Genomic DNA, 23,303 nt, shown 5'->3' on the forward strand with positions numbered 1-23,303 from the left:
CCTGACCGGAGGTCGCCCAGCGCCGCAGGTGGGTCAGGTCCAGAGGCCGCGGGCCGTCAGCACGTCCTTGAGGACGTCGGCGCGGTCGGTGACGATGCCGTCGACGCCGAGGTCGATGAGGCGGTGCATCTCGGCGGCGTCGTCGATGGTCCACACGTGGACCTGCTTGCCGGCGCGGTGGGCGGTGCGCACGGTGACGGCGTCGACCACCGTGAGCCGTCCCGCGACGGGCACGCGGTCCGTCACGGGGACCTGGAGGGCGCCGACGTCGCGCAGGGCGTGCCGTGCGAGCGGGGCGACGCGGGCGCGCGCCCCGGCGAGGAAGCGCGCGACCTCGCCGCGTCCGGCGGAGGTCGCGACCGGGCGGGACAGGCGCGCGAGCGTCGCGCGGCGGCGGGCGGGGGAGAACGAGGTGACGCAGACGCGGTCGTGGGACCGGGTGCGTTCGACGGCGTCGGCCACGGGGGCCACGCCGGAGTCGGCCTTGACGTCGATGTTCACGCGCAGGCCGGGCCAGGTGCCCAGGAGGTCGTCGAGCCGGGGCACGGGCTCCGTGCCGCCGATGCGGGCGGTGCGGACCGTGCTCCAGGGCAGGTCGGCGACGAGTCCGGCGGCGTCGGTGGTGCGGTCGAGAGACTCGTCGTGCAGGGCGACGGCGACGCCGTCGCGGGTGCCGTGCGCGTCCGTCTCGACGTAGGAGTAGCCCAGGGCGACGGCGGCGGCGAAGGCGGCCAGAGAGTTCTCGAGCCCGTTGTCGACGCCGCCGGGGCGGGCGAAGCCGCGGTGCGCGAGCGCGGCGAACCCGTGCGGGGCGTCGAAGTAGCCGGTGGCCGCGGCGTGCGCGCCGCCCGTCACAGCCGTTCCTCCAGCCACGCGAACAGCTTGCCGAGGTACTCGGTGCGCGGCCCGTCCGCGGACAGCGCCAGGTCGTGCACGGCGCCGGGGACGACGAGCTGGGTGACGTCGTCGCCGAGCCGGCGGGCACGGCGCGCGATCTGGTCGACGTCGAGCACGGTGTCCTGCGCGTCGAGCAGCGGGTTGTCGGCGCGGTCCGGCCCGGAGGAGTCGGACCGCGCCACGAGCACCGGCACGGGGATCCGCAGGCCGCGCGCGACCTGCATCTGGACCCGCCGCACGGCGCGCATCCACAGGGCCAGGGCCGGCTGCCCCCCGGGCTTCTTGAGGCGGGTGTCGAACTCCCACCGGCCGCCGTTCGCGGCCAGCAGGTGCGTGGCGTACTCGCTGCGGCCGTCGGTGACGACCCGGTGCGGGCTCGCGGGCGCGGCGATGCGCAGGATCCACGTGCCCACGGTGCGCTCGAAGAGGGTGCCCGGCAGGTCGAGGAACGGGCTGTTCAGCACCAGCAGGTCGGGACCCTGGTAGGAACCGTCGGGGAGCGTGTCGCGGCGGGCGTGCGCCCACAGGGCCGCGGTGAGCCCGCCGGTGGAGTGGGCGTGCACCACCAGCGGGACACCGGGGTGCAGGCCCCGCACGGCCCGTACGGCCTCGTCGATGTCGGCGGCCTGCTCGCGCAGGTCCCCGACGTAGTGCGGCACCTGTCCCTCGCGCAGGGAACGGCCCGCCGCGCGCAGGTCGACGGCGTGGAACGCGAACCCGGCGCGGGCGAAGGCGCGCGCGAGGTGCTCCTGGAAGAAGTAGTCGTTGTAGCCGTGCACGTGCACGACGGCGGCGTGCGGCGGCAGGACGGCGTCGGGCGCCCCGCCAGGCTCACCCCGGCCGGCCACGGGCCCGGCCGGCACGTAGCGCACGAGCGTCGCCGGACCGAGCTTGCTCTGCTCGAACGGCTCGCCCAGCAACGTGTCGGGCTGCCAGCGCAGAGGCACCTGCGACGACGCGGACGGCTGAGGTTCGGGCACGGATGGATGGTAGCCCGGGATCCGGCAACCGGTCAGCAAACAGCGGGGCAAGACCAGGACGCGCCGGGACCTGAGCTAGCCTACGCAACACGGTAAACGCTATCCAAGGAGGGGCAGCATGCCCAGCACCGCACGCCTGGTCTTCGTCGGCGACTCGATCACCGACGCCGACCGCGACCGCGCCGACACCGCCTCGCTCGGCGACGGCTACGTGAGCCTCATCGCCAAGGAGGTCGCGGACGACGTCGTCGTGAACCTCGGCATCGGCGGCGACCGCGCCGTCGACCTCGAGCGGCGATGGGCCGACGACGTCGAACCGGCCGCCGCCGACGTCCTCACCGTCTACGTGGGCGTGAACGACACCTGGCGCCGCTTCGACAGCGACGACCCCACCAGCGCCGCGGACTTCGAGGCGACCTACCGCCGCCTCGTGGCACGCACCGACGGGGCGCGGCTGATCCTCATGGAACCCTTCGTGCTGCCCGTGCACGACGCCCAGCGCGACTGGCTGGAGGACCTCGACGCCAAGCGCGCCGCCGTCGCCCGGATCGCCCGCGACACCGGAGCCGGCCTGGTCCCGCTCCACCGCATCCTCACCGAGGCCGCAGGCCAGGACCCCGAACGCCTCGCACCCGACGGCGTCCACCCGACCCTGGCCGGCTCCCGCCTCATCGCCGACAACTGGCTGGAGGCCTACCGCGGCGCGTGACGCGTGCACGGGCGGCGGCACGGCCGGGGCGTGGTCGGTCCGTCCACGAATGATCGGCAGTTCGACGTGCCGACCACTCACACAAGGACCGACCACACCGGCCGCCGGCGCCACCCCGCCCACGACGCGGGCAGAGACACACCCACCACTCCGCTACCGCCCACCACACCGCTCCAGCACATACCCCGGCTCACCCGGCCCCACCAGATCGCGATCCCGCAGGACCACCAGCCGCGCACGGTCCGGATCCGCGCACAGCTCCGCGAACGACACCGGCACGTTGTCCGTGTACTCGACCTGCAGCACCCGGCCGCCGTACACGGCACGGTAGGCCCCGCACTCCGCATAAGCCCCGCACTCCTCGACCACAGCGAAATCGAACCCCAGATCACGCCCCGCCTCCGCCGCCTCGGCCGCGTTCTTCTGCCCGACGGCGAGCCCCGCGCCGTGCGCCACCTCGACGTAACCGCGCGCCAGAGCCAGCGCCCCGGCCCGCTCCACCAGCCCCGAATCCGGATCACCGAACCGCGTCCACGTATCCAGGTTGTCGATCTCCACCGCGTCGAACCCGTCCGCGGCACACCCGGCGATCACCGGACCGACCATCGCCAGGATCCGCGCGCGCCGCCCGGCCGTCGACGGATCGAGAACGTACTCGTCGGGCCAGTCCGGATCCACCACCAGCTCCCCGTCACCGTCGCGCACCAGCAGATCCTCGTTCCCGCCGACCCACCGGCCGGCCTCACCCGGCTGCGTCTGGAACCCGTTGACGTAACACACCGAGTACACGCCCGCCAACGGCTCCGCCGACGCGTCCCGCACCACGACGTCCAGACCACCCCCCGGCTCGTACGCCGCACCGAGCTGATAGTCCAGCCGCCCGCCCGCCGGAGGAAGACCCACGGCGCTCGCGGACGCCGCACCGGGGCTCGCGCCGGCACCCGTGCCGGCCGTCGCGCCCGGCATCCCGGCGCCACCGGAGGCTGCGCAACCGGCCGACACGGACAGCACCACGACGGTGAGCAGGGCCAGGGGGGTTCGCGACATGAGCCCTACGGTAGGACGCCCCGCCCGGGATCCCCGCCGCGCGAGCCGAAATCACCCGGCCGCGATTGTCCACGTCACCGCGTCGTGCCGTAGGTTCTGACGCTGTGACCCAGACGGCCTTCCCACCTCCCGCCGCCGAGCCGCCGCCGTTCCCGGAACCGGTCCGCGCGAAGCAGCCCAGGAAGCGCCACCGCGGTCGCACCAACACCATCATCGTCACGGTCGTCGCCTTCCTGCTGTCTCTGACGGCCGGCGCCGCGTACTGGTACCTGGAGCGCGAGGCCGACGACCTGGCGAGGCAGGCCGAATCCGCCGAGACCCTGCTCGCGCAGTCGGAGGGCCGCGTCGCCGACCCCGCCATCCGCGAGGCGCTTGCCGAGCAGCTGACCGCCGCCGACGACGTCCTCAACGGCACCCCGTTCGTCGACCGGCAGCCGGGTGAGGCCGTCGACGCCACCGAGGGCCTCATCGCCGCCTCCGACCGCGTCTGGGCCTCGATGGTGGAGCGTGCCAGGAACGACATCACCACGGGCCGCGACGAGCTCGAGAGGACGATGGTCCACGCCGAGAAGGTCTACACCGTCACCGATGCCCTCGACGGCGACGACCTCACGCGCTCCGCTCTCCGCTCCGCCCTCGACTCCGCCGAGGTCACCCGCACCCGCACCCGCGACGACCGCCTCGCCGGCGCGGACCTCGCCCAGCTCGCAGAAGCGGTCGACGACCTCACGGCCCGTCACGCGGAGCTCAGCGCCACCACCGACTCCATGGTCACCGCGCAGGACGCCGCCACCTGCCCCGCACCCGACCAGCTGTGGACCCCTGACAGTGGCCGCATCCCCGACGACCGGCTCACCCCCGTCCCCTGGGACACCCGGTTCCGCGTCCGCGCCGACCTCCTCGACGACCTCGTCTCCCTCAACAACGCCTACCGGGCGCACTTCGGCACCGACCTCACCGTCAACTCCGCCTACCGCACCCTTGACGACCAGGCCGGCCTGTACGACCCCACCTCACCCTTCGCCGCCGCCCCCGGCTGCTCCACCCACGGCCTCGGCCTCGCCATCGACCTCGGCGGCGGCATCCAGACCTTCGGCACCCCCCAGCACGAGTGGATGCAGGCCAACGCACCCGCCCATGGCTGGGTCCACCCCCGATGGGCCGCACCCAACGGCCGCGTCCCCGAGCCCTGGCACTGGCAGCACAAGGAATCCCCGATCGAGACCCTCTGAGCGCGCCGGACGGCCGCGGCGGGGACACCGGGCGGCACCTCGCCGGGTGACCTGCGCTACCTTTCGTTCATCCCCATCGAGGAGAGTTCCGTCCCATGAGCGAGAATGCCGCCCCCGCGACGGGGCTCGAGCTGCAGGCCGACGCCGATATCCCGCGCAAGCGCGTCCTGGCCTGGGCCCTGTGGGACTGGGGCACGCAGCCGTTCAACACGGTGATCCTGACGTTCGTCTTCACGGCGCTGTACCTGACCACGGAGTCGTTCCTGCCGCCCGACGTCGCCGCGCTGGGGGAGGGAAGCCCGGAGTACGAGCGGGGCCTGGCGGAGCTGACCAGCGGCCTCGGCTTCTGGACCACCGTGGCGGGCATCCTCATCGCCGTGCTGGCGCCGGTGCTCGGGCAGCGGGCCGACGCGTCCGGCCGGCGCAAGGCGTGGCTCGCGGGCGGGACGATCGGGCTCATCGCCTGCATGGCGGCGCTCTGGTTCGTGGAGGCCGACCCGCGCTACTTCGTGCTGGGCGCACTCCTCATCGGGCTGGGCAGCGTGTTCAGCGAGATCGCGGGCGTGAACTACAACGCGATGCTCGTGAGCGTCTCGACGCCGCGGACCGTCGGCAAGGTGTCCGGCCTCGGCTGGGGTCTGGGGTACGTGGGTGGCATCCTCGCGCTGGTGCTGGTCGTCATCGCGAACGCGTTCGACTGGTGGGGGATGCCGACCGACGACGGCCTGCCGTTCCGCGTCATCGCGATCGGGTCGGCGATCTGGGCGTGCGCGTTCGCGTGGCAGCTGTTCGCCTACGTGCCCGAGCCGCCGCCGAACGCGACCCGGTCGCCCGTCGGGTTCCTGCGCAGCTACGTCGTGCTCGTCCAGGACATCGCGGCGCTCTGGCGCACGTCCCGCCCCACGTTCTGGTTCCTGCTGGCCAGTGCGGTGTTCCGCGACGGCCTCGCGGGTGTGTTCGCGTTCGGGGCGATCATCGGGAAGGTCAGCTTCGGCTTCACGAACGACCAGGTGATCATCTTCGGCATCGCCGCGAACCTGGTTGCCGGAGCGAGCACCATCCTGGCCGGCCGCGCCGACGACCGATTCGGTCCGCGCGCGGTCATCCTCTGGGCGCTGGGCATCATCGTCGCGGCGGGCCTGTTCGTGGTCCTCGCCCGCGACGGCGGCGCGATGGTGTACTGGATCGGCGGCATGGTCCTCTCGGCCTGCGTCGGACCGGCCCAGTCGGCGTCGCGGTCCTTCCTCACACGCGTCACCCCCGCGGGCAAGGAGTCGGAGATCTTCGGCCTGTACGCGACGACCGGCCGGGCGGCGTCGTTCATGTCCGCGGGGCTGTGGACCGTGATGATCACCCTGACCGGTGCCACCATCTGGGGCACGCTCGGTATCGTCGCGGTCGTCCTCGCCGGACTGATCCTGATGCTGTTCGTCAAGGCCCCTGCTGATTTCGCCCGCCCGGTCGCGCACCAGTAGCATCGCCCCGGGCACGTGCGGGCTCGGCAGGGCGCGGCCCGCGGCCGACGAGCCGAGAACAGACGAGATTCGCGTGTGAGGGGGAATCACAGCGTGTCGATCGAGGCTGGTCCCGGCGTGCCCGGGGCCGCAGGCGCCGCCGCGCCACTGCGTCCGGAGGACCCGCGTCATCTGGGGCCGTACCGGCTGCTCGGTGTGCTCGGTTCCGGTGGGATGGGAACCGTGTACCTCGGCCGGACGCCGGAGGGCGAGAAGGTCGCCGTCAAGGTGGTCCGGCTGGACCTGACCGGCGAGCAGGAGTTCCGCGAACGGTTCGCGCGGGAGGTCGACGCCGCGCGCCGGGTGTCGGGCAGCCACACGGCGGGCCTGGTCTACGCCGACCCGCACGCCCGCCGGCCGTGGATGGCCACCGCCTTCGTGCTCGGCCCGTCGCTGCGGGAGGCGATCGGCGAGTCCGGGCCGTTCGACGTCGCCACCCTGCGCGCGCTCGGCCTCGGTCTCGCGGAGGGCCTCACCACGATCCACGGCGCCGGTCTCGTGCACCGCGACCTGAAGCCCGGGAACGTGCTGCTCACCACGGGTGGCCCGCGGATCATCGACTTCGGTATCGCCCGGGCGCTGGAGGCCACCGCGCTCACGTCCGTCAGCCAGGTGCTGGGCACGGCGTCGTACATGTCGCCCGAGCAGGTGCGCGGGCACGAGGCCGGCCCGGCCTCCGACGTCTTCTCGTTCGGCTGCCTGCTGGCCTACGCCGCCACGGGCAGGTCGCCGTTCGGGAGCGGCCCGGCGGAGTCCGTCGCCTATCGCGTGGTGCACACCGGGCCGGACCTCGACGGCGTGCCGCCGGAGCTGATGGTCCTGATCCGCGACTGTCTCGTGAAGGATCCGGCGGCCCGGCCGACCCCGCAGCAGATCGTCGAACGCATCACCCGCCGCACGGCCAGGCCCGTCACGTGGCGGACCACGGCGGCGCTGAACACGATGATCGCCGCGCGGGCCAAGGCGGTCCGGGCGCTGGAGGCCAGGAGCGAGGCCGAGGAGACCGAGGAGATCAGCCCGCTCGCCGACGGGAGCCCGGCCGGTCCCTCCCGGGCCTCCCGGGCCGGCAGGAGGAGGACCGCCGCGCTGAAGGTCGTCGCGGCGGGTCTTGCCGGCCTGCTCGTCCCCGTGGGCGCGTGGACGCTGTACGACCGTCTCGCGAACCCGCCGGGCCCGAGCGTGGCATCCGACGGCTGGTACACGATCGAGGGCGAGCGCATCGCGCCGGACCCCGACCCGGACCACTTCGTCGAGATCGTGATCACCACCGCCACGCCCGGCGAGCAGGTCCTCGTCGGGTACGCGGCGACGGTGGTGCGGGACGAGGGCGGGGCGTCCCCGAGCCCCGGGCCGTCCGGGCCCGACGGCGTGGTGGGCGTGAGCACCGTGCAGGTGGGCAACGAGGAGGGGTTCCTCGTGGAGACGCCGTGGCGCGGCAGGATCCCGGTCGACGAGAACGTGCTCGCGGTGGGCGCGACGGGCAGCGGCGCCGAGGGAGAGATCAGCTGTCGCATCTCCGTCGGCACCGAGCCGGTCGTGAGCGCCACGGCGCCGTCGACGTCGTCGTGCGTGACGCCTTTCGAGGGCGAGGACGCGCTGGGCGCGAGCCTCCGCGAGACCGGCACGGTTCCGGTCCCGTCGACGGCGAGCTCGGACGACCAGACGCAAAAAAGTGTGCCAAGCGGCTCGAGTGACGAATGACGGACGCCGAAGCCGCGACGGCCGCGAGCCCGGCCCCCTGGGACCACTCGGAGCTCACCGTGGGGGAGGTCGCCCGGCGCTCCGGTGTCGCGGTCTCCGCGCTGCACTTCTACGAGCGGCAGGGGCTGATCACGAGTCGCCGTACCCGGGGCAACCAGCGGCGCTACCGCCGCGACGTGCTGCGCCGGGTGGCGTTCATCCGCACCTCGCGACGGGTGGGGATCCCGCTCGCGCGGATCGGTGAGGCGCTGGCGACGCTGCCGGCGGACCGGGCGCCGAACAAGAAGGACTGGGCCCGCCTGTCGCGCGCGTGGCGCGAGGACCTGGACGCGCGCATCGAGCAGATGGAGCGGTTGCGCGACACCCTCACCGACTGCATCGGCTGCGGCTGTCTCTCGCTGCGGACCTGCGGGCTGAACAACCCGCACGACGAGCTCTCGGACACGGGCACGGGCCCGCGCCGGCTGCTGGTCGACGGTGTCGAGGACGACGACGGCACGGGTGCCGGCGGCGTGCGGGTCTGAGTGGCTGTCGGGAGCCTTCCGCCGGCGCCGGCCGCGCCATCTCGGTCGGTGGGAGCGCGGCCGTCGAGCAGAACGCCGTGGCTGCGCGCGGGCGCTACGGGTTTCCGGGCGACCGCTCACGGCCGCGCCCGCGGGCAGCGCGCTCCGGGGAGGTCGCTCTCGCCCCGCCGCTCCTGGTCCAGCCGTTCGAGATGCTTCGCCCAGGTCTCGCCGTCGTGCACGAACAGGAATGTCCAGTTCGGGAAGCTCGCGTGCGCAGCGCGGGCGGCGGTCTCGTCGTCGTGCGTGAGCGGCCGGACTGTGAGCGGGGCGCGTCCGGCAACGGGGATCTCGAGGAACTCAGGCATCTCCGAACGACACGACTCACCAGTTATAAAAAGTGTGCCAAGCGGCGAGACGTCTCCACGGCAGGTCCCGAGGTCACCTACCCTCATGTCCATGACGCGAGTGCTCGTCCTCAACGGACCCAACCTCGGCCGGCTCGGCGTGCGGGAGCCGGAGATCTACGGCCGCGCCACGCTGGCGGACCTCGAGAAGGCGGCGGGGGAGTGGGGGGCTGGCCTGGACCTGGACGTCGAGGTCCGCCAGACCGACGACGAGGCGACACTTCTGGGCTGGTTGCACGAGGCCGTCGACGCCCGCGCTCACGTCGTCCTCAACCCGGCGGCGTTCACGCACTACAGCTACGGCATGCGCGACGCCGCGGCCCAGGTGACCGGCTCCGGTCTCATGCTGGTGGAGGTCCACCTGTCCAACCCGGCGACCCGGGAGTCGTTCCGTCATCTGTCGGTGGTCGCCGGGGTGGCGACGGGCACGATCGCGGGCTTCGGTTTCGAGAGCTATCGCCTGGCCCTGGAGGCGGTGGCGTCGCGCGTCGGGTGAGGCTGTTCTGCCCTGGGTATGAACTATCCGGCGATCCGGTGCGCGGCGTTCCATGCCATCAGGCGCTCGATCTCGTCCGCGGACAGGTGCGGGTTGACGACGTCGAGCCACTCGCGAGTTCGCCGGCGCCGATGTCGCGGTGCTCGGTCGGGGCGCCCGGACGCCGGATCGTCACGCTGTCGGAGGTGAGTGTCACGTGCATGTCCGGCAGGCGCCGAGCAACGATCAGGCCCCTGGTGAAGTGCGAGGCCGGAGAGGTACTCGTCGCGTGGTGGCCGTCCTCGACATCGGCCGGGTGCACCGGGAGCTCGTCGGTCGTGTGCTGTACCTCCCAGCCCGTCTCGCGTAGCCGCTGCAGCTGCCAGGCGACGACGTCGCCCTCGCGGGCCCGCACGACCCGGAACCGCTCGCCGGCCTGTTCCTCCTCGTGTCCGTCGATCAGCGGAACGGGCCGCACGATGCTCATCCCGAAACCCGGGTCGCAGAGCAGGCGTTCGCCATCCAGGACCACCTCGACGACAAGGTGGGTGCGCGAGCTCACCGGCCCCTTGGCGGGGTCCCCGACGCGCCCGAGCCTCCGGATCACCTGGTACCCGAGCTGCTCCAGCGCCGCGGCCAGAAGGGTCGAGTGCTCGAAGCAGTAGCCACCGCGTCCGCGCCCGACGAACTTCTCCCGCACGGCGTCGAGGCCGACTCCCGGGTGCTGCCGCAGGAGCACGTCGACGTTGTCGAACGTGAAGGTGCCCACGTGCCGCTCGTGGATCTCGGCGAGCGCCGAGAGGCTCGGCGGCCGCGCCGGGATCCCGAGCCGGGCGAGGTAGCCGCCGACGTCGAGGCGGTCGGGACGCCAGTCGTGGGTGGTGGTCGTGGCGCCGTGCGCGGGGTTCGGGGCGTGCTCGAGGGTCATGTGCGCCAGTGCACTACCTCAACCCCGGTTGAGGTCAAGCGGCGCGCGGAGATGCCGATCCGGCGCTCGTGACACCGCCCGGGCGTGCCGCCCTTCCATTGCGACTGAAGCTAGAGGCTTAAGTATCGCCGACTTAAGGGATCTGTGGGCGATGGCTCACAACCAGGTGCCACCGGCGATCGCGGCGTCGAGCCCGACGGCGGCGAGTCCGGCGACCGCCACCAGCCAACTCGCAAAGCTGCCGATCAGGAAATACTCCGATACGGGGTTGGGGCGGGCCCCTGCCGCGGCTGCCTTGTGATCGGCCTTGACGTCCGGATAGCGGAGCAGACCCTTGGCGGCGACGACTGCCGCAGCCGCTGTGAAGGCTCCGGTCATGCCCAGCCCGAGGATGAACAAGCGCTCCATCGAGCCGAGCACCCGCCCGCTCTTGAGCCGCTTTTCTCCGGGGGTCGTCGGTACACCGACGGTTTCGAGGGTGAGGCGAACGATGACGTTCGCCGTGGCCAGCTGGGCCAGCGCGACACCGAGCACCAGAACGGCCCGGTCGTACGGGATGGCGGTGAGCGGGCCGGAGAGGATGGCCGGCCACCGGCCGGTATTGCCGTCGGCCAGCAGGAGGCTGACCGCCACACCGACCGCAAGGCCCGTGAACGCCACGATGCGTGGGGTCCGTCGTGTGCGCGTGGCAAGAGCGTCAGCGGATCCGAGAGTCCAGGCCGCCAGCGCGAGAACGAGCGGGACGGCCAGGAGCCAGCCGGTCCCGGCGGTACCGCCGGCCGCGAGCAGTAGTCCGAGGGTGACGACCCCTACGGCGAGGACGATGGACCGCCGACGCATCGAGGTGTCGTCTTTCGACGCGCGGAACAGGTCGCTCACGCCGAGCGCGCCGAGGAACGCTCCCAGTATTGCCATCATCCTGCCTTTCCGAAGGTGACCTGCGAGTCGTGTGCGGCCCGGACGCCGCGGGCGAACGCTTGGCTGACGGCCGATTCGGTGATGTCCTCGGCCTGCGCTATCGCGCGCTGGGACTTGCCCCTCAAGGCGAGGAGAAGCATCCGGTGCTGGCGTTCGTTCAGCATCGCGACGAGTGCATCGCGAGCGAGCAGGAATGCGTTGACGAATGCGGGATCCGGGGCATCGCCGCCGTCCTCCGGTCCCACGTACCACGTGCCGTGCTTGCCTTTGAGCTTGTCGATGGCCTCGCGGGCCGTCCACCAGCCGGGGCCGTCCTGAAGGAGCGGACGACGGTCGTCGTCGTGCACGGTGACGTCGCCGTACCCGAGGCCGAAGCGCATGTCGACGGCCGGCGCGAGCTCGAGTCGGATGAGGAGCGTCGCGAGCGTCGCGTCGCCGATCGTGGTGAACCCGCCCTGGATCTCGTCGCCGATCGTCGGCTCCAGGAGCTGTGCCGTGTCGACGGCGTCGTTCACCCGGCCCAGGATCTCGCCGATCGTCCGCTGAACCGCGGCGCGGTCAGGAACCTCGCGGGATCCGATGAGGTCACCGATGAGCGTGAACATGACCGAGGGCCGTCCCCTTAAGACGTCGAGACTTAAGCGCTGCGCTCATTGTGGCGCATCCGCAACAGTACAGGTGGGCCGGCGACATGGGAGATGGCTGCGCGGCAGTGATCAGTACGAATACGATCTTGCGAACCGTTGGGGAGGCGCTGCTGGCGTTTCGTCGCGATGACAGCGGATCGGCGTCCGGACCGCGGGTCGGATGCTCGACGAGCGGGAGGAGGAGCCGGTGAGCTGGTGGAGTTCCGGTCGCCTGCAGCGCGATGCACGTCGATTGACAGACCGGTCCGGGGCCGAGGGATCGATCGACCGTGGCGCGGCGAGCGCCGACGCCCAGTTCGTCCAGTCCATGCTCCAGCTCACGATCACCAACGCCGACGTCAAGACCAGCGTCCTCGTCGCAGCGATAGCCCTGACGCTCGGTGTCGGGACGCCCGCGATCCCGTTCGAGCAAGCGCTCGTCCCGGGAGCAGGGCTGGCCGTCCTGGGTGCGGTGCTCGGGGTGATCGCGATCGTGCTCTGCGGTGTCGCCGGCTTTCATCTGGTCCTCTCGCTGCGGCCGCGCATGGCGTACCGGGAGTTCTCCCGGTACTCCTTGCCCGACATCGTCGGCGCCTCGGTCGACGAGCTCACCGAGCGTGATGCGGAGACGGACCGCCGCGAAGCCTGGGTTCAGGTCAAGAACCTCGCCGACATATCGACCCGGAAGCACGCCCATATCCGCCGCGCGCTGAGCTACTACCCGGCCTCGGTGGTGCTGATGGTCGCGTCCGGGGCGATCGGGATCGTGGTTCGGGCGACACCGATGTGAGCGCGATGCCCGCTCGCCGTTAGACTGAGGCGCTACTCCCGAACTTCTCGGTCGTGACGTCGTGTTCGTCGCGCCCGGACCAGATCCGAACTACAGGAAGACGAACGTGGCAACCTCGAACGACATCAAGAACGGCACCGTGCTCCGCATCGACGGTCAGCTCTGGACGATCATCGAGTTCCAGCACGTCAAGCCGGGCAAGGGTGGCGCGTTCGTCCGTACCAAGATGAAGAACGTGCTGTCGGGCAAGGTCGTCGACAAGACGTTCAACGCGGGTATCAAGGTCGAGACCGCGAACGTGGACCGTCGCGACTACCAGTTCCTGTACATGGACGGCACGGACTACGTGTTCATGGACAACGAGACGTACGACCAGATCATGATCAGCCCGGCGACGGTGGGCAACGCGAAGGACTTCATGCTCGAGGGCATGCAGGTCATGGTCGCCACCAACGAGGGCCAGCCGCTGTACATCGAGCTGCCCCAGGCCGTGACCATGGAGATCACCTACACCGAGCCGGGCCTGCAGGGCGACCGTTCCACCGGTGGCACGAAGCCGGCGACGCTGCAGACCGGTGCCGAGATCCAGGTCCCGCTGTTCCTGGAGCAGGGCACGAAGGTCAAGGTCGACACCCGCACGCGCGACTATCTGGGACGCGTCAACGACTGATGGGCGCCCGGACCAAGGCGCGCAAGCGCGCCGCCGACATCCTCTTCGAGGCCGAGCAGCGGGACGTCGACACCGCGAAGCTGCTGGCGGACCGTGTCAGGACTCCGTACACGGAGGCGCCGGTGCCGCAGTACACGGTCGAGATCGTCGAGGGTGTCCTGGAGCGGCTGGACCGCATCGACGAGGCCCTGGAGACGTACTCGCACGGCTGGACGCTGCGGCGCATGCCGGCCGTCGACCGGGCGGTGCTGCGCATCGGCACGTGGGAGCTGCTGTTCAACGACGATGTGCCGGACGCGGTCGCCGTCGACGAGGCGGTCGAGCTCGTCGCCGGCCTGTCGACGGACGAGTCGCCGGCATTCGTGAACGGCCTGCTCGGCCGGATCAAGGACATGAAGCCCAGCCTGCTCGCGTGACGGTGTGAGGAACGCCGCTCGCCGCATCGCGGCGAGCGGCGTTCTCGTGTCCGTGTGGCGGGTTATGGTGGCGGTGTCAGACTCCCTTTAAGCCCGTCCAGTGAGGCGGAAAAGGAGGCCAGGAGAATGAGTCCTAGCACCGCTCTGCCCGGAAACAGGCCGAGCGAGAACCCCCGGGGAACCACGGTTCTCGAAGCCCCCGACATCGCCCGCGCACTGACGCGCATCGCGCACGAGATCACCGAGCGCAACAAGGGGGCGGCCGGCGTCGTCCTCCTCGGCATCCCGACGCGCGGCGTCCCGCTGGCCCGCCGCCTCGCCGAGCGCCTCGCGGCGATCGAGCCCACGTACGACGCCGGGGCCGTGGGCGAACTCGACGTCACCATGTACCGCGACGACCTGCGTCGCCACCCCACCCGCGCCGTCGGCGCGACACGCATCCCGGGCAGCGTCGACGGCCGCACGGTGGTGCTGGTCGACGACGTGCTGTTCTCCGGCCGGACCATCCGCGCGGCGCTCGACGCGCTGAACGACGTCGGCCGGCCGCGCGCCGTGCAACTCGCCGCCCTCGTGGACCGCGGGCACCGCGAGCTCCCGATCCGGGCCGACTTCGTGGGCAAGAACCTGCCCACGTCCCGCTCGGAGCGCGTGAGCGTGCGCCTGACGGAGACGGACGGGGAGGACTCGGTCACCATCGGCGAGCACCCCGCTGCGAGCGCCGGCGGGGTCGGCCGCGCGGGCGGCGACGGCGAGCCGTTGCCGGGTGGCGGGGAGGGTGCGCGATGAAGCATCTCCTGTCCACTGCCGATCTTGCGAAGGACGATGCGATTCTTCTCCTGGATACGTCCGCGCAGATGGCGGCTACGCAGTCCCGTGAGATGAAGAAGTTGCCGACGCTTCGGGGGCGTACGGTCGTCAATCTCTTCTACGAGGATTCGACGCGGACGCGGATCTCGTTCGAGACCGCGGCGAAGCGGTTGTCGGCGGATGTCATCAACTTCTCGGCCAAGGGGTCGAGTGTGTCGAAGGGTGAGTCGCTCAAGGACACGGCTTTGACGTTGCATGCGATGGGGGCGGATGCCGTCGTCGTGCGGCATCAGGCGTCGGGGGCGCCGCACATGCTGGCGCATGCGGGCTGGCTGGATGCGGCGGTGCTGAATGCTGGTGACGGGATGCATCAGCATCCGACCCAGGCGTTGCTGGATGCGTTTACGATCCGGCGGCATCTGGTGGGTGGTGGGTCGGACGAGGGGACCGAGGGTAGGGACCTGGCGGGTCTGCGGGTGGCGGTCGTGGGTGATGTGCTGCACTCGCGGGTGGCGCGGTCGAATGTGCATCTGTTGCACACGCTTGGTGCCCGGGTGACGCTCGTGGCTCCGCCGACGTTGTTGCCGATCGGTGTCGAGACGTGGCCGTGCGAGGTTTCTTACCATCTCGATGAGACGATCGAGCGGGCGAAGCCTGACGCGGTGATGATGCTCCGTGTGCAGCGGGAGCGGATGAGCGGTGGGGCGGGTGGCGCGTTCTTCCCGAGTGCGCAGGAGTACAGCCGCAAGTTCGGTCTGGGTGCGCGGCGTCTTGCGCGGCTTCCTGGTCACGCGATCGTGATGCATCCGGGGCCGATGAACCGCGGTCTGGAGATCAGTGCCGACGCCGCCGATCATCCGCGGTCCGTGATCGTGGAGCAGGTCGCGAACGGTATCGCGGTACGTATGGCGTCCCTGTATCTGCTGCTTGCGGGCAGTGATGACGCCCCTGACGAGAGGACCAGCCTGTGACCACCACGTACATTCTGCGCGGGGTGCGCCCGCTCGGTGGCGAGCCCGCCGACGTCGTCCTGTCCGGTGGGCGGATCACGCAGGTGGGAGCGCCGGGAACGGCTGCGTCGGCCGTGCCGGGTGTGACCGGGGGCGAGGCGGCGACGGGGGCGTCGTCGTCGGGCACGGGGGAGGAGGTCGTCGAGATCGACGGTGGCGGGCGTCTGGTCCTGCTGCCAGGTCTGGTCGACCTGCACACGCACCTGCGGGAGCCGGGCCGTGAGGACGCCGAGACGGTGTACTCCGGGACGCGCGCGGCGGCCGCGGGCGGCTTCACGGCGGTGCACGCGATGGCGAACACGACTCCCACGCAGGACACGGCGGGTGTCGTGGAGCAGGTGTGGCGGCTCGGGCAGGATGCGGGCTGGGTCGACGTGCGGCCTGTGGGGGCGGTGACCGTGGGTCTGGGTGGTGAGCGTCTCGCGGAGCTGGGTGCGATGGCGGACTCGGCGGCGCGGGTGCGGGTGTTCTCGGACGACGGGAAGTGTGTGCACGATCCGGTGCTGATGCGGCGGGCGCTGGAGTACGTGAAGGCGTTCGACGGCGTGGTGGCGCAGCATGCGCAGGAGCCTCGGCTGACCGAGGGGGCGCAGATGAACGAGGGTGTGGTGTCGGCGGCGATCGGGCTTGCGGGGTGGCCGGCGGTGGCGGAGGAGTCGATCATCGCGCGGGACGTGCTGCTGGCGGAGCATGTGGGGTCGCGGTTGCACGTGTGTCATCTGTCGACGGCGCGGAGCGTGGAGATCGTGCGGTGGGCGAAGTCGCGGGGGGTGGCGGTGACGGCGGAGGTGACGCCGCATCATCTGCTGCTGACCGATGAGCGGGCGCGGTCGTACGATGCGCGGTTCAAGGTGAATCCGCCGTTGCGGACGGCCGTTGACGTGGAGGCGGTGCGTGAGGGGCTGGCGGACGGCACGATCGACATCGTGGCGACGGATCACGCGCCGCATCCGGTGGAGGACAAGGACTGCGAGTGGGCCGCGGCGGCGTTCGGGATGACGGGGCTGGAGACGGCGCTGTCGGTGGTACAGAAGGTGATGGTGGACCCGGGGAGGATGTCGTGGGGGGACGTGGCGCGGGTGCTGTCGCAGGCTCCGGCGCGGATCGGGCGGATCGACGCGGTGCACGGCCGACCGCTGGCGGTCGGTGAGCCGGCGAACGTGACGCTGGTGGATCCGCACGCGTCCCGGACGGTGCATGGTGCGGAGCAGGTGACGGCGAGCGTGAACACGCCGCTGGAGGGGATGGAGCTGCCGGGTGTCGTGGTGGCGACGTTCCTGCGGGGCCGGGCGACGGTGCTCGGCGGGGTGCCGGTGGGCGGCGCGAGCGAGACGGAAGGGGTGCTGCTGTGAATCTTCCGATGCCGGTGGCCGTGGCGATCTGGGTCGTGATCGGCCTGGTGCTGCTGTACCTGGTGCTGACGGGGCGCAGGCGGCTGGCGTCGCGCACCAGGACGGAGGTTCCGCTGCCGCCGGAGGTTCCGGCGGAGGTCGCGGCGTCGTTCGGGGGCGCGCTGACGACGGGCCCGGAGCCGCTGTTCGGCCCGGTCGAGGCGACGTACGTGTCGAGCACGCTGCACGGCGACTGGCTGGCGCGCGTCGGTGCGCACCAGCTGGGCGACCGGGCGCTGGCGTGCGTGAGCGTGCTGGACTCGGGCGTGTTCGTGGAGCGTGACGGGACGCGGGACGTGTGGATCCCTGTCCGGGCGATCCGTTCGGCGCAGCTCGCGCCCGGCATGGCGGGCAAGTACGTGGGCGCGGACGGGCTGGTCGTGGTGTCGTGGGCGGTGCCCGACGACGCTCCGGGCGGGGCAGGTCCCGTCCTGCTCGACACGGGTTTGCGCACCCGGCACGCCACCGATCGCGGCGCCCTCGTGGACGCCGTCCGGCACCTGATCGCCGCGGGCCGGGCCGATGCCGCGGCGCACGACGACACGACGCGCGACGACGCGGCGTATGACAACACCGATCACCACCAGACACCCAGCAACACCGGGGGAACCTTCGATGACGACAACAACTGATCCGACGATCGACGCCACGCGCGCCGCGCTCGTCCTGGAGGACGGCAGCACCTTCACGGGACGCGCCTACGGTGCGACCGGTTCGACGTTCGGCGAGCTGGTGTTCTCCACCGGCATGACCGGCTACCAGGAGACGCTCACGGATCCGTCGTACCACCGGCAGATCGTCGTGATGACGGCTCCGCACGTGGGCAACACGGGCGTGAACGACGACGACCCGGAGTCGGGCCGCATCTGGGTGTCGGGCTACGTGGTCCGCGACCCCGCCCGGCGGGTGTCGAGCTGGCGCGCGCGCCGCTCCCTGGACGAGGAACTGGTGGCGCAGGGCGTCGTCGGTGTCAGCGGCCTGGACACGCGGGCGCTGACGCGGCGACTGCGTGAGGAGGGCGTGATGCGCGCCGGCATCTTCTCCGGCGACGCCCTGCTCGAGGAGGGCCCCGGAGGACGCACCCGCGAGCGCCCGGTGTCGGACCTGGTGGCGCAGGTGCGGGCGTCGCCGCAGATGGCGGGGGCGAATCTGGCGCCGGAGGTGTCGACGCGTGAGGTGTACGTGGTGGAGCCGTCGGGTGAGTTCGCGGGCGGGGTTCCGGTGGCGACGGTGGTGGCGGTGGATCTGGGGATCAAGTCGATGACGCCGCAGCGGCTGGCGGAGCGTGGGGTGCGGGTGGTGGTGGTGCCGCAGAGTTCGTCGATCGAGGACGTGCTGGCGGTGTTCGCCGGACTGCCGGAGGGGGCGTCGCGGGGGGTGTTCTTCTCGAACGGTCCGGGGGATCCGGACGCGGCGGAGCATGAGGTGGGGTTGTTGCGTGAGGTGCTGGATCGGGGGATCCCGTTCTTCGGGATCTGTTTCGGGAATCAGATCCTGGGGCGTGCGCTGGGGTACGGGACGTTCAAGCTGGGGTACGGGCATCGGGGGATCAATCAGCCGGTGCAGGATCGTACGACGGGGAAGGTGGAGGTGACGGCGCACAATCACGGGTTCGCGGTGGATGCGCCGGTGTTCGACGAGTCGGGGGGTGCGGCGGTGTCGGTGGCGCCGCACGGTGGGGGCCGGTACGGGCGTGTGGTGGTCTCGCACGTGGGGTTGAACGATTCTGTGGTGGAGGGGCTGACGTGTCTGGATCTGCCGGCGTTCTCGGTGCAGTACCACCCGGAGGCGGCGGCGGGTCCGCATGATGCGGCGTACTTGTTCGATCGGTTCGTCGGGTTGCTGACGGGTCCGGGGGCGTGGCCGCCACGGCTGGCTGCGGATGCTGCTGCCGCGGGTGAGACGGCTGACGAGACTGCCTACGACATTGAGGAGAAGCACTGATGCCTCGCCGGAACGACATTTCCTCGGTCCTGGTGATCGGGTCGGGCCCGATCGTGATCGGTCAGGCGTGCGAGTTCGACTACTCGGGTACCCAGGCGTGCCGGGTGCTGAAGGAGGAGGGCCTGCGGGTCGTCCTGGTGAACTCGAATCCGGCCACGATCATGACGGATCCGGAGTTCGCGGATGCGACGTACGTGGAGCCGATCACGGCCGAGGTGCTGACCTCGATCATCGCGAAGGAGCGGCCGGACGCGTTGTTGCCGACCCTGGGTGGTCAGACGGCGCTGAACGCGGCGATCGCGTTGCACGAGGCCGGGGTGCTGGCCGAGTACGACGTGGAGCTGATCGGCGCGAACATCGCCGCGATCCAGAAGGGTGAGGATCGTGAGCAGTTCAAGCGGGTCGTGGAGCGGTGCGGGGGTGAGTCGGCGCGCAGCGAGATCGTGCACTCGGTCGAGGAGGCGCTGAAGGCCGCGGACGTGCTCGGGTATCCGATGGTGGTGCGTCCGTCGTTCACGATGGGCGGCCTGGGTTCGGGTCTCGCCTACGACGAGACGGATCTGCGCCGGATCGTGGGGCAGGGGCTGCACTACTCGCCGACCACGGAGGTGCTCCTGGAGGAGTCGATCCTCGGGTGGAAGGAGTACGAGCTGGAGCTGATGCGCGACAAGGACGACAACGTCGTGGTGGTCTGCTCGATCGAGAACGTGGACGCGGTGGGTGTGCACACGGGTGACTCGGTGACGGTGGCTCCGTCGATGACGCTGACGGACCGGGAGTACCAGAACCTGCGGGACATCGGGATCGCGGTGATCCGTGAGGTGGGTGTCGACACGGGTGGCTGCAACATCCAGTACGCCGTGGATCCGGTCTCGGGGCGGGTGATCGTGATCGAGATGAATCCGCGCGTGTCGCGGTCCAGTGCGCTGGCGTCGAAGGCGACGGGGTTCCCGATCGCGAAGATCGCCGCGAAGCTGGCGGTGGGGTACACGCTGGACGAGATCCCGAACGACATCACGCGGGTCACGCCGGCGTCGTTCGAGCCGACGCTGGACTACGTGGTGGTGAAGGTGCCGCGGTTCGCGTTCGAGAAGTTCCCGGCCGCGGACGACACGCTGACCACCACGATGAAGTCGGTGGGTGAGGCGATGGCGCTGGGCCGCAACTTCACCGAGGCGCTGGGCAAGGCGCTGCGGTCCATCGACAAGGGCGGGGTCACGTTCCACTGGGACGGTGCGGCGCCGTCGGGCGAGGAGCTGGCGCGGCTGCTGACCGAGATCGAGCGGCCCACGGAGTCGCGGCTGGTGCAGGTGCAGCAGGTGCTGCGCGCGGCCGGGCAGCCGGGCGGAGCGGACGCGGGGGAGCTGATCGAGCGGGTGTACGCCGCCACGGGCATCGACCCGTGGTTCCTGGACCAGATCCTCCTGGTCAACGAGCAGGCGGCGGCCGTGGCCGCGAGCGCCACGCTGACGGCGGACGTGCTGGGGGAGGCGAAGCGGCACGGGTTGTCGGACGCGCAGATCGCGCGGTTGCGGAACATGGGTCCGGCGGGTGAGGCGACGGTGCGGGAGGTGCGGCACGCGCTGGGTGTGCGGCCGGTGTACAAGACGGTGGACACGTGTGCGGCGGAGTTCGCCGCGACGACGCCGTACCACTACTCGTCCTACGACCAGGAGTCGGAGGTGGCTCCCCGGGAGCGGGAGGCCGTGATCATTCTGGGGTCGGGGCCGAACCGGATCGGGCAGGGTATCGAGTTCGACTACTCGTGCGTGCACGCGACAATGGCGCTGGCGGACGCGGGCTACGAGACGGTGATGGTGAACTGCAACCCGGAGACGGTGTCGACGGACTACGACACGTCCGATCGCCTGTACTTCGAGCCGCTGACGTTCGAGGACGTGCTGGAGGTGTATCAGGCGGAGGCCGCGGCGGGGCCGGTGAAGGGCATCATCGTGCAGCTGGGCGGGCAGACGCCGCTCGGGCTGGCGCAGCGGCTGGCGGACGCGGGCCTGCCGATCCTGGGCACGAGCCCGGAGTCGATCGACGCGGCGGAGGACCGTGGCGTGTTCGGGCAGGTGCTGCACGACGCCGGCCTGCCGGCCCCGGCGTTCGGTACGGCGCGCACGCTCGGGCAGGCCACGGAGATCGCCGAGCGGATCGGCTACCCGGTGCTGGTGCGTCCGTCGTACGTGCTGGGCGGGCGCGGCATGGAGATCGTGTACAGCGACGGGCAGCTGGCCGAGTACGTGGAGCGGGCGCTCGAGGACGCGACGCACCAGGGCGCGCCGGGCACGCTGCCCGCGCCGCTGCTGATCGACCGGTTCCTGGACGACGCCATGGAGATCGACGTCGATGCCCTGTACGACGGTGAGGAGCTGTTCCTCGGTGGTGTCATGGAGCACATCGAGGAGGCGGGGATCCATTCGGGTGACTCGGCGTGCGTGCTGCCGCCGGTGTCGTTGTCCGAGGCGGAGATCGCGCGTATCCGTCGTTCGACCGAGGCCATCGCGAAGGGCGTGGGTGTGCGCGGGCTGCTGAACGTGCAGTACGCGCTGGTGTCGGATGTGCTGTACGTGCTGGAGGCGAACCCGCGGGCGTCGCGCACGGTGCCGTTCGTGTCCAAGGCCACGGGCACGCCGCTGGCGAAGGCGGCCGCGCGGGTGATGGTGGGCGAGTCCATCGCCGCGCTGCGCGCGGACGGGCTGCTGCCTGCGACCGGTGACGGCGGCACGCTCGACCTGGACGCGCCCCTGGCGGTGAAGGAGGCAGTGCTGCCGTTCAAGCGCTTCCGCACCAAGGAGGGCATCGTGGTGGACACGGTCCTCGGTCCGGAGATGCGGTCCACGGGTGAGGTGATGGGATTCGACAAGGACTTCCCGCACGCCTTCGCGAAGTCGCAGGCGGCCGCCTACGGGGGGCTGCCGACGTCGGGCACGGTGTTCGTGTCGGTGGCCGACCGGGACAAGCGGCACGTCGTGTTCCCGGTCAAGCGGCTGGCGGAGATCGGGTTCACCGTGCTGGCCACGGCCGGCACGGCCACGGTGCTGCGGCGCAACGGCATCGAGGCGCAGGTGGTGCGCAAGTACTCGGCCGGCAGGGGCCCGCAGGGCGAGCCCACCATCGTCGACCTCATCCTCGACGGGCAGATCGACCTCGTGGTGAACTCCCCCTCGGGGCAGGGTGCCCGCGCGGACGGCTACGAGATCCGTGCGGCGACGACGGCGACCGACCGGCCCATCGTGACCACCGTCGACCAGCTCGCGGCGGCCGTCCAGGGCATCGAAGCGGTTCGCGGCGGACCGTTCGCCGTGGGCAGCCTGCAGGAGCACACCGCGGCGACCCTCGCGCGCCGCGCCGGGTCGGATCCCGGCACCGGGGAGTCCGGTGACCCGGGCCGCAGCGCGGCACGGGAGGTGCTCGTATGAGCCCGGCGCCGTTCGGCGCACGGCTGGCCGCGGCGATGGACTCCCACGGGCCGCTGTGCGTCGGGATCGACCCGCACGCGACCCTGCTGGAGGCCTGGGGGCTGGACGACACGGCCGCCGGCGTGCGGGAGTTCTCGCTGCGCGTCGTGGACGCGCTCGCCGGGCGGGTGGCCGCGTTCAAGCCGCAGGCCGCGTTCTACGAGCGACACGGGTCCGCGGGGCTGGCGGCGCTGGAGGACACCCTCGCCGCCGCCCGCGAGGCCGGCACCCTCACGATCGTGGACGCCAAGCGCGGCGACATCGGCTCCACCATGTCCGCCTACGCGGACGCGTTCCTGCGTGACGGCTCACCGCTGGCCGGTGACGCCCTGACCGTCTCGCCCTACCTCGGGTTCGGCTCCCTGACGCCCGCGCTCGACCTCGCCGCCGCCACCGGCCGCGGCGTGTTCGTGCTGTGCCTGACCTCCAACAAGGAGGGCCCGCAGGTGCAGCACGCACGCTCGGATGCCGCGCCGGGCGACAGCGGGCCGGGGACGTCGGTCGCCGCGGACGTGGCCGCCCGCGCGGCCGCGCTCAACGCCGGCGCCACGCCGATGGGATCGGTCGGCCTCGTCGTCGGCGCCACCATCGGCGACGCCGTCGCGGCCACCGGCACCGACCTGCCCGCCGTGAACGGGCCTCTGCTGGCCCCCGGCGTCGGCGCGCAGGGCGCGGGGGAGAAGGAACTGGCCACGACGTTCGGCGACGCGCGAGAACGCGTCCTCGCGTCCTCCTCCCGCGGGATCCTGCGCGCCGGCCCCGCACCCGAGGGGCTGCGAGCGGCCGCCGGCCAGGCCGCCGAGGCGGCCGCACGAGCCCTGCGCGGCTGAGACCTTCACCACTCGGCGCCCCGCGGGCATCGCCGGCACCGCGA

23 protein-coding genes are annotated in these 23,303 nt (G+C 71.5%); 16 read left to right on the forward strand and 7 right to left on the reverse strand.

Annotated features, from left to right (window positions below; all coding sequences use genetic code 11):
* Positions 1-33: 33 nt before the first annotated feature.
* Both ACYVK5_RS13685 and ACYVK5_RS13690 read right to left on the reverse strand, forming a co-directional pair.
* The gene (locus ACYVK5_RS13685; RefSeq protein ID WP_460705831.1) at positions 34-873 is read right to left on the reverse strand and encodes a glycerophosphodiester phosphodiesterase family protein; all 840 of its coding nucleotides are present in this window, start codon (positions 871-873) and stop codon (positions 34-36) included.
* Positions 852-1,877 (reverse strand): alpha/beta hydrolase, encoded by a 1,026-nt coding sequence (locus ACYVK5_RS13690; protein ID WP_460705833.1) that lies wholly within the window; start codon positions 1,875-1,877, stop codon positions 852-854. Before ACYVK5_RS13690 ends, ACYVK5_RS13685 begins: the two co-directional genes overlap by 22 nt.
* A gap of 118 nt (positions 1,878-1,995) precedes the next feature.
* On the opposite strand from ACYVK5_RS13690, the gene ACYVK5_RS13695 reads away from it, so the two are divergent.
* A complete protein-coding gene (locus ACYVK5_RS13695) occupies positions 1,996-2,586 on the forward strand; it encodes an SGNH/GDSL hydrolase family protein (protein WP_460705835.1) in 591 nt (196 codons plus the stop codon).
* A gap of 153 nt (positions 2,587-2,739) precedes the next feature.
* On the opposite strand, the gene ACYVK5_RS13700 is transcribed toward ACYVK5_RS13695, so the two are convergent.
* Positions 2,740-3,633 (reverse strand): endo alpha-1,4 polygalactosaminidase, encoded by an 894-nt coding sequence (locus ACYVK5_RS13700; RefSeq protein ID WP_460705837.1) that lies wholly within the window; start codon positions 3,631-3,633, stop codon positions 2,740-2,742.
* Positions 3,634-3,737: 104 nt separating this feature from the next.
* Here ACYVK5_RS13700 and ACYVK5_RS13705 point away from each other — a divergent pair, with 104 nt between their 5' ends.
* The 4 genes from ACYVK5_RS13705 (at position 3,738) to soxR (ending at position 8,604) form a co-directional block, all read left to right on the forward strand.
* Positions 3,738-4,865: a M15 family metallopeptidase gene (locus ACYVK5_RS13705; RefSeq protein WP_460705839.1), complete on the forward strand. Its 1,128-nt coding sequence runs from the start codon at positions 3,738-3,740 to the stop codon at positions 4,863-4,865.
* Between the two features lie 95 nt (positions 4,866-4,960).
* Positions 4,961-6,340, forward strand: a complete 1,380-nt coding sequence (locus ACYVK5_RS13710; RefSeq protein ID WP_460705841.1) for an MFS transporter — start codon at positions 4,961-4,963, stop codon at positions 6,338-6,340.
* 93 nt (positions 6,341-6,433) lie between these two features.
* Complete coding sequence (locus ACYVK5_RS13715) at positions 6,434-8,080, forward strand: serine/threonine-protein kinase (RefSeq protein WP_460705843.1); 1,647 nt, start codon at positions 6,434-6,436, stop codon at positions 8,078-8,080.
* A complete protein-coding gene (soxR, locus tag ACYVK5_RS13720; RefSeq protein WP_460705845.1) occupies positions 8,077-8,604 on the forward strand; it encodes a redox-sensitive transcriptional activator SoxR in 528 nt (175 codons plus the stop codon). Before ACYVK5_RS13715 ends, soxR begins: the two co-directional genes overlap by 4 nt.
* A gap of 116 nt (positions 8,605-8,720) precedes the next feature.
* Here the strand turns inward: soxR and ACYVK5_RS13725 are convergent, their stop codons facing one another.
* Positions 8,721-8,951 carry a hypothetical protein gene (locus ACYVK5_RS13725; protein WP_460705847.1) on the reverse strand — a complete coding sequence of 77 codons (231 nt, stop codon included), beginning with the start codon at positions 8,949-8,951 and terminating at the stop codon, positions 8,721-8,723.
* Positions 8,952-9,042: 91 nt separating this feature from the next.
* On the opposite strand from ACYVK5_RS13725, the gene ACYVK5_RS13730 reads away from it, so the two are divergent.
* Complete coding sequence (locus tag ACYVK5_RS13730; protein ID WP_460705849.1) at positions 9,043-9,486, forward strand: type II 3-dehydroquinate dehydratase; 444 nt, start codon at positions 9,043-9,045, stop codon at positions 9,484-9,486.
* 58 nt (positions 9,487-9,544) lie between these two features.
* Here the strand turns inward: ACYVK5_RS13730 and ACYVK5_RS13735 are convergent, their stop codons facing one another.
* From ACYVK5_RS13735 to ACYVK5_RS13745, 3 genes are all read right to left on the reverse strand, one after another.
* Positions 9,545-10,393 (reverse strand): arylamine N-acetyltransferase family protein, encoded by an 849-nt coding sequence (locus ACYVK5_RS13735; RefSeq protein ID WP_460705851.1) that lies wholly within the window; start codon positions 10,391-10,393, stop codon positions 9,545-9,547.
* Positions 10,394-10,549: 156 nt separating this feature from the next.
* Positions 10,550-11,308, reverse strand: a complete 759-nt coding sequence (locus ACYVK5_RS13740; protein ID WP_460705853.1) for a hypothetical protein — start codon at positions 11,306-11,308, stop codon at positions 10,550-10,552.
* Positions 11,308-11,916, reverse strand: a complete 609-nt coding sequence (locus ACYVK5_RS13745) for a SatD family protein (RefSeq protein ID WP_460705855.1) — start codon at positions 11,914-11,916, stop codon at positions 11,308-11,310. Before ACYVK5_RS13745 ends, ACYVK5_RS13740 begins: the two co-directional genes overlap by 1 nt.
* A 229-nt stretch (positions 11,917-12,145) precedes the next feature.
* Here ACYVK5_RS13745 and ACYVK5_RS13750 point away from each other — a divergent pair, with 229 nt between their 5' ends.
* From ACYVK5_RS13750 to pyrF, 10 genes are all read left to right on the forward strand, one after another.
* Positions 12,146-12,727 (forward strand): Pycsar system effector family protein, encoded by a 582-nt coding sequence (locus ACYVK5_RS13750; protein ID WP_460705857.1) that lies wholly within the window; start codon positions 12,146-12,148, stop codon positions 12,725-12,727.
* Positions 12,728-12,833: 106 nt separating this feature from the next.
* Positions 12,834-13,397 carry an elongation factor P gene (gene efp, locus ACYVK5_RS13755; RefSeq protein ID WP_460705860.1) on the forward strand — a complete coding sequence of 188 codons (564 nt, stop codon included), beginning with the start codon at positions 12,834-12,836 and terminating at the stop codon, positions 13,395-13,397.
* Positions 13,397-13,813, forward strand: a complete 417-nt coding sequence (gene nusB, locus ACYVK5_RS13760; protein ID WP_460705861.1) for a transcription antitermination factor NusB — start codon at positions 13,397-13,399, stop codon at positions 13,811-13,813. Before efp ends, nusB begins: the two co-directional genes overlap by 1 nt.
* A 126-nt stretch (positions 13,814-13,939) precedes the next feature.
* Complete coding sequence (pyrR, locus tag ACYVK5_RS13765; protein WP_460705863.1) at positions 13,940-14,599, forward strand: bifunctional pyr operon transcriptional regulator/uracil phosphoribosyltransferase PyrR; 660 nt, start codon at positions 13,940-13,942, stop codon at positions 14,597-14,599.
* On the forward strand, positions 14,596-15,591 hold the full coding sequence (locus ACYVK5_RS13770) for an aspartate carbamoyltransferase catalytic subunit (RefSeq protein WP_460705865.1): 996 nt from the start codon (positions 14,596-14,598) through the stop codon (positions 15,589-15,591). The genes pyrR and ACYVK5_RS13770 overlap by 4 nt, the downstream gene beginning before the upstream one ends.
* A complete protein-coding gene (locus tag ACYVK5_RS13775; protein ID WP_460705867.1) occupies positions 15,588-16,982 on the forward strand; it encodes a dihydroorotase in 1,395 nt (464 codons plus the stop codon). The genes ACYVK5_RS13770 and ACYVK5_RS13775 overlap by 4 nt, the downstream gene beginning before the upstream one ends.
* Entirely contained in the window at positions 16,979-17,653 is a 675-nt protein-coding gene (locus ACYVK5_RS13780) for a PH-like domain-containing protein (protein WP_460705869.1), read from the forward strand. Before ACYVK5_RS13775 ends, ACYVK5_RS13780 begins: the two co-directional genes overlap by 4 nt.
* Positions 17,637-18,965 carry a glutamine-hydrolyzing carbamoyl-phosphate synthase small subunit gene (gene carA, locus ACYVK5_RS13785; RefSeq protein WP_460705871.1) on the forward strand — a complete coding sequence of 443 codons (1,329 nt, stop codon included), beginning with the start codon at positions 17,637-17,639 and terminating at the stop codon, positions 18,963-18,965. Before ACYVK5_RS13780 ends, carA begins: the two co-directional genes overlap by 17 nt.
* Positions 18,965-22,390, forward strand: coding sequence for a carbamoyl-phosphate synthase large subunit (gene carB, locus ACYVK5_RS13790; protein WP_460705873.1), 3,426 nt, complete (start codon positions 18,965-18,967; stop codon positions 22,388-22,390). Before carA ends, carB begins: the two co-directional genes overlap by 1 nt.
* Positions 22,387-23,259 carry an orotidine-5'-phosphate decarboxylase gene (gene pyrF, locus ACYVK5_RS13795; RefSeq protein WP_460705875.1) on the forward strand — a complete coding sequence of 291 codons (873 nt, stop codon included), beginning with the start codon at positions 22,387-22,389 and terminating at the stop codon, positions 23,257-23,259. Before carB ends, pyrF begins: the two co-directional genes overlap by 4 nt.
* Positions 23,260-23,303 lie beyond the last annotated feature (44 nt).

It is taken from the genome of Myceligenerans halotolerans (assembly GCF_054782975.1).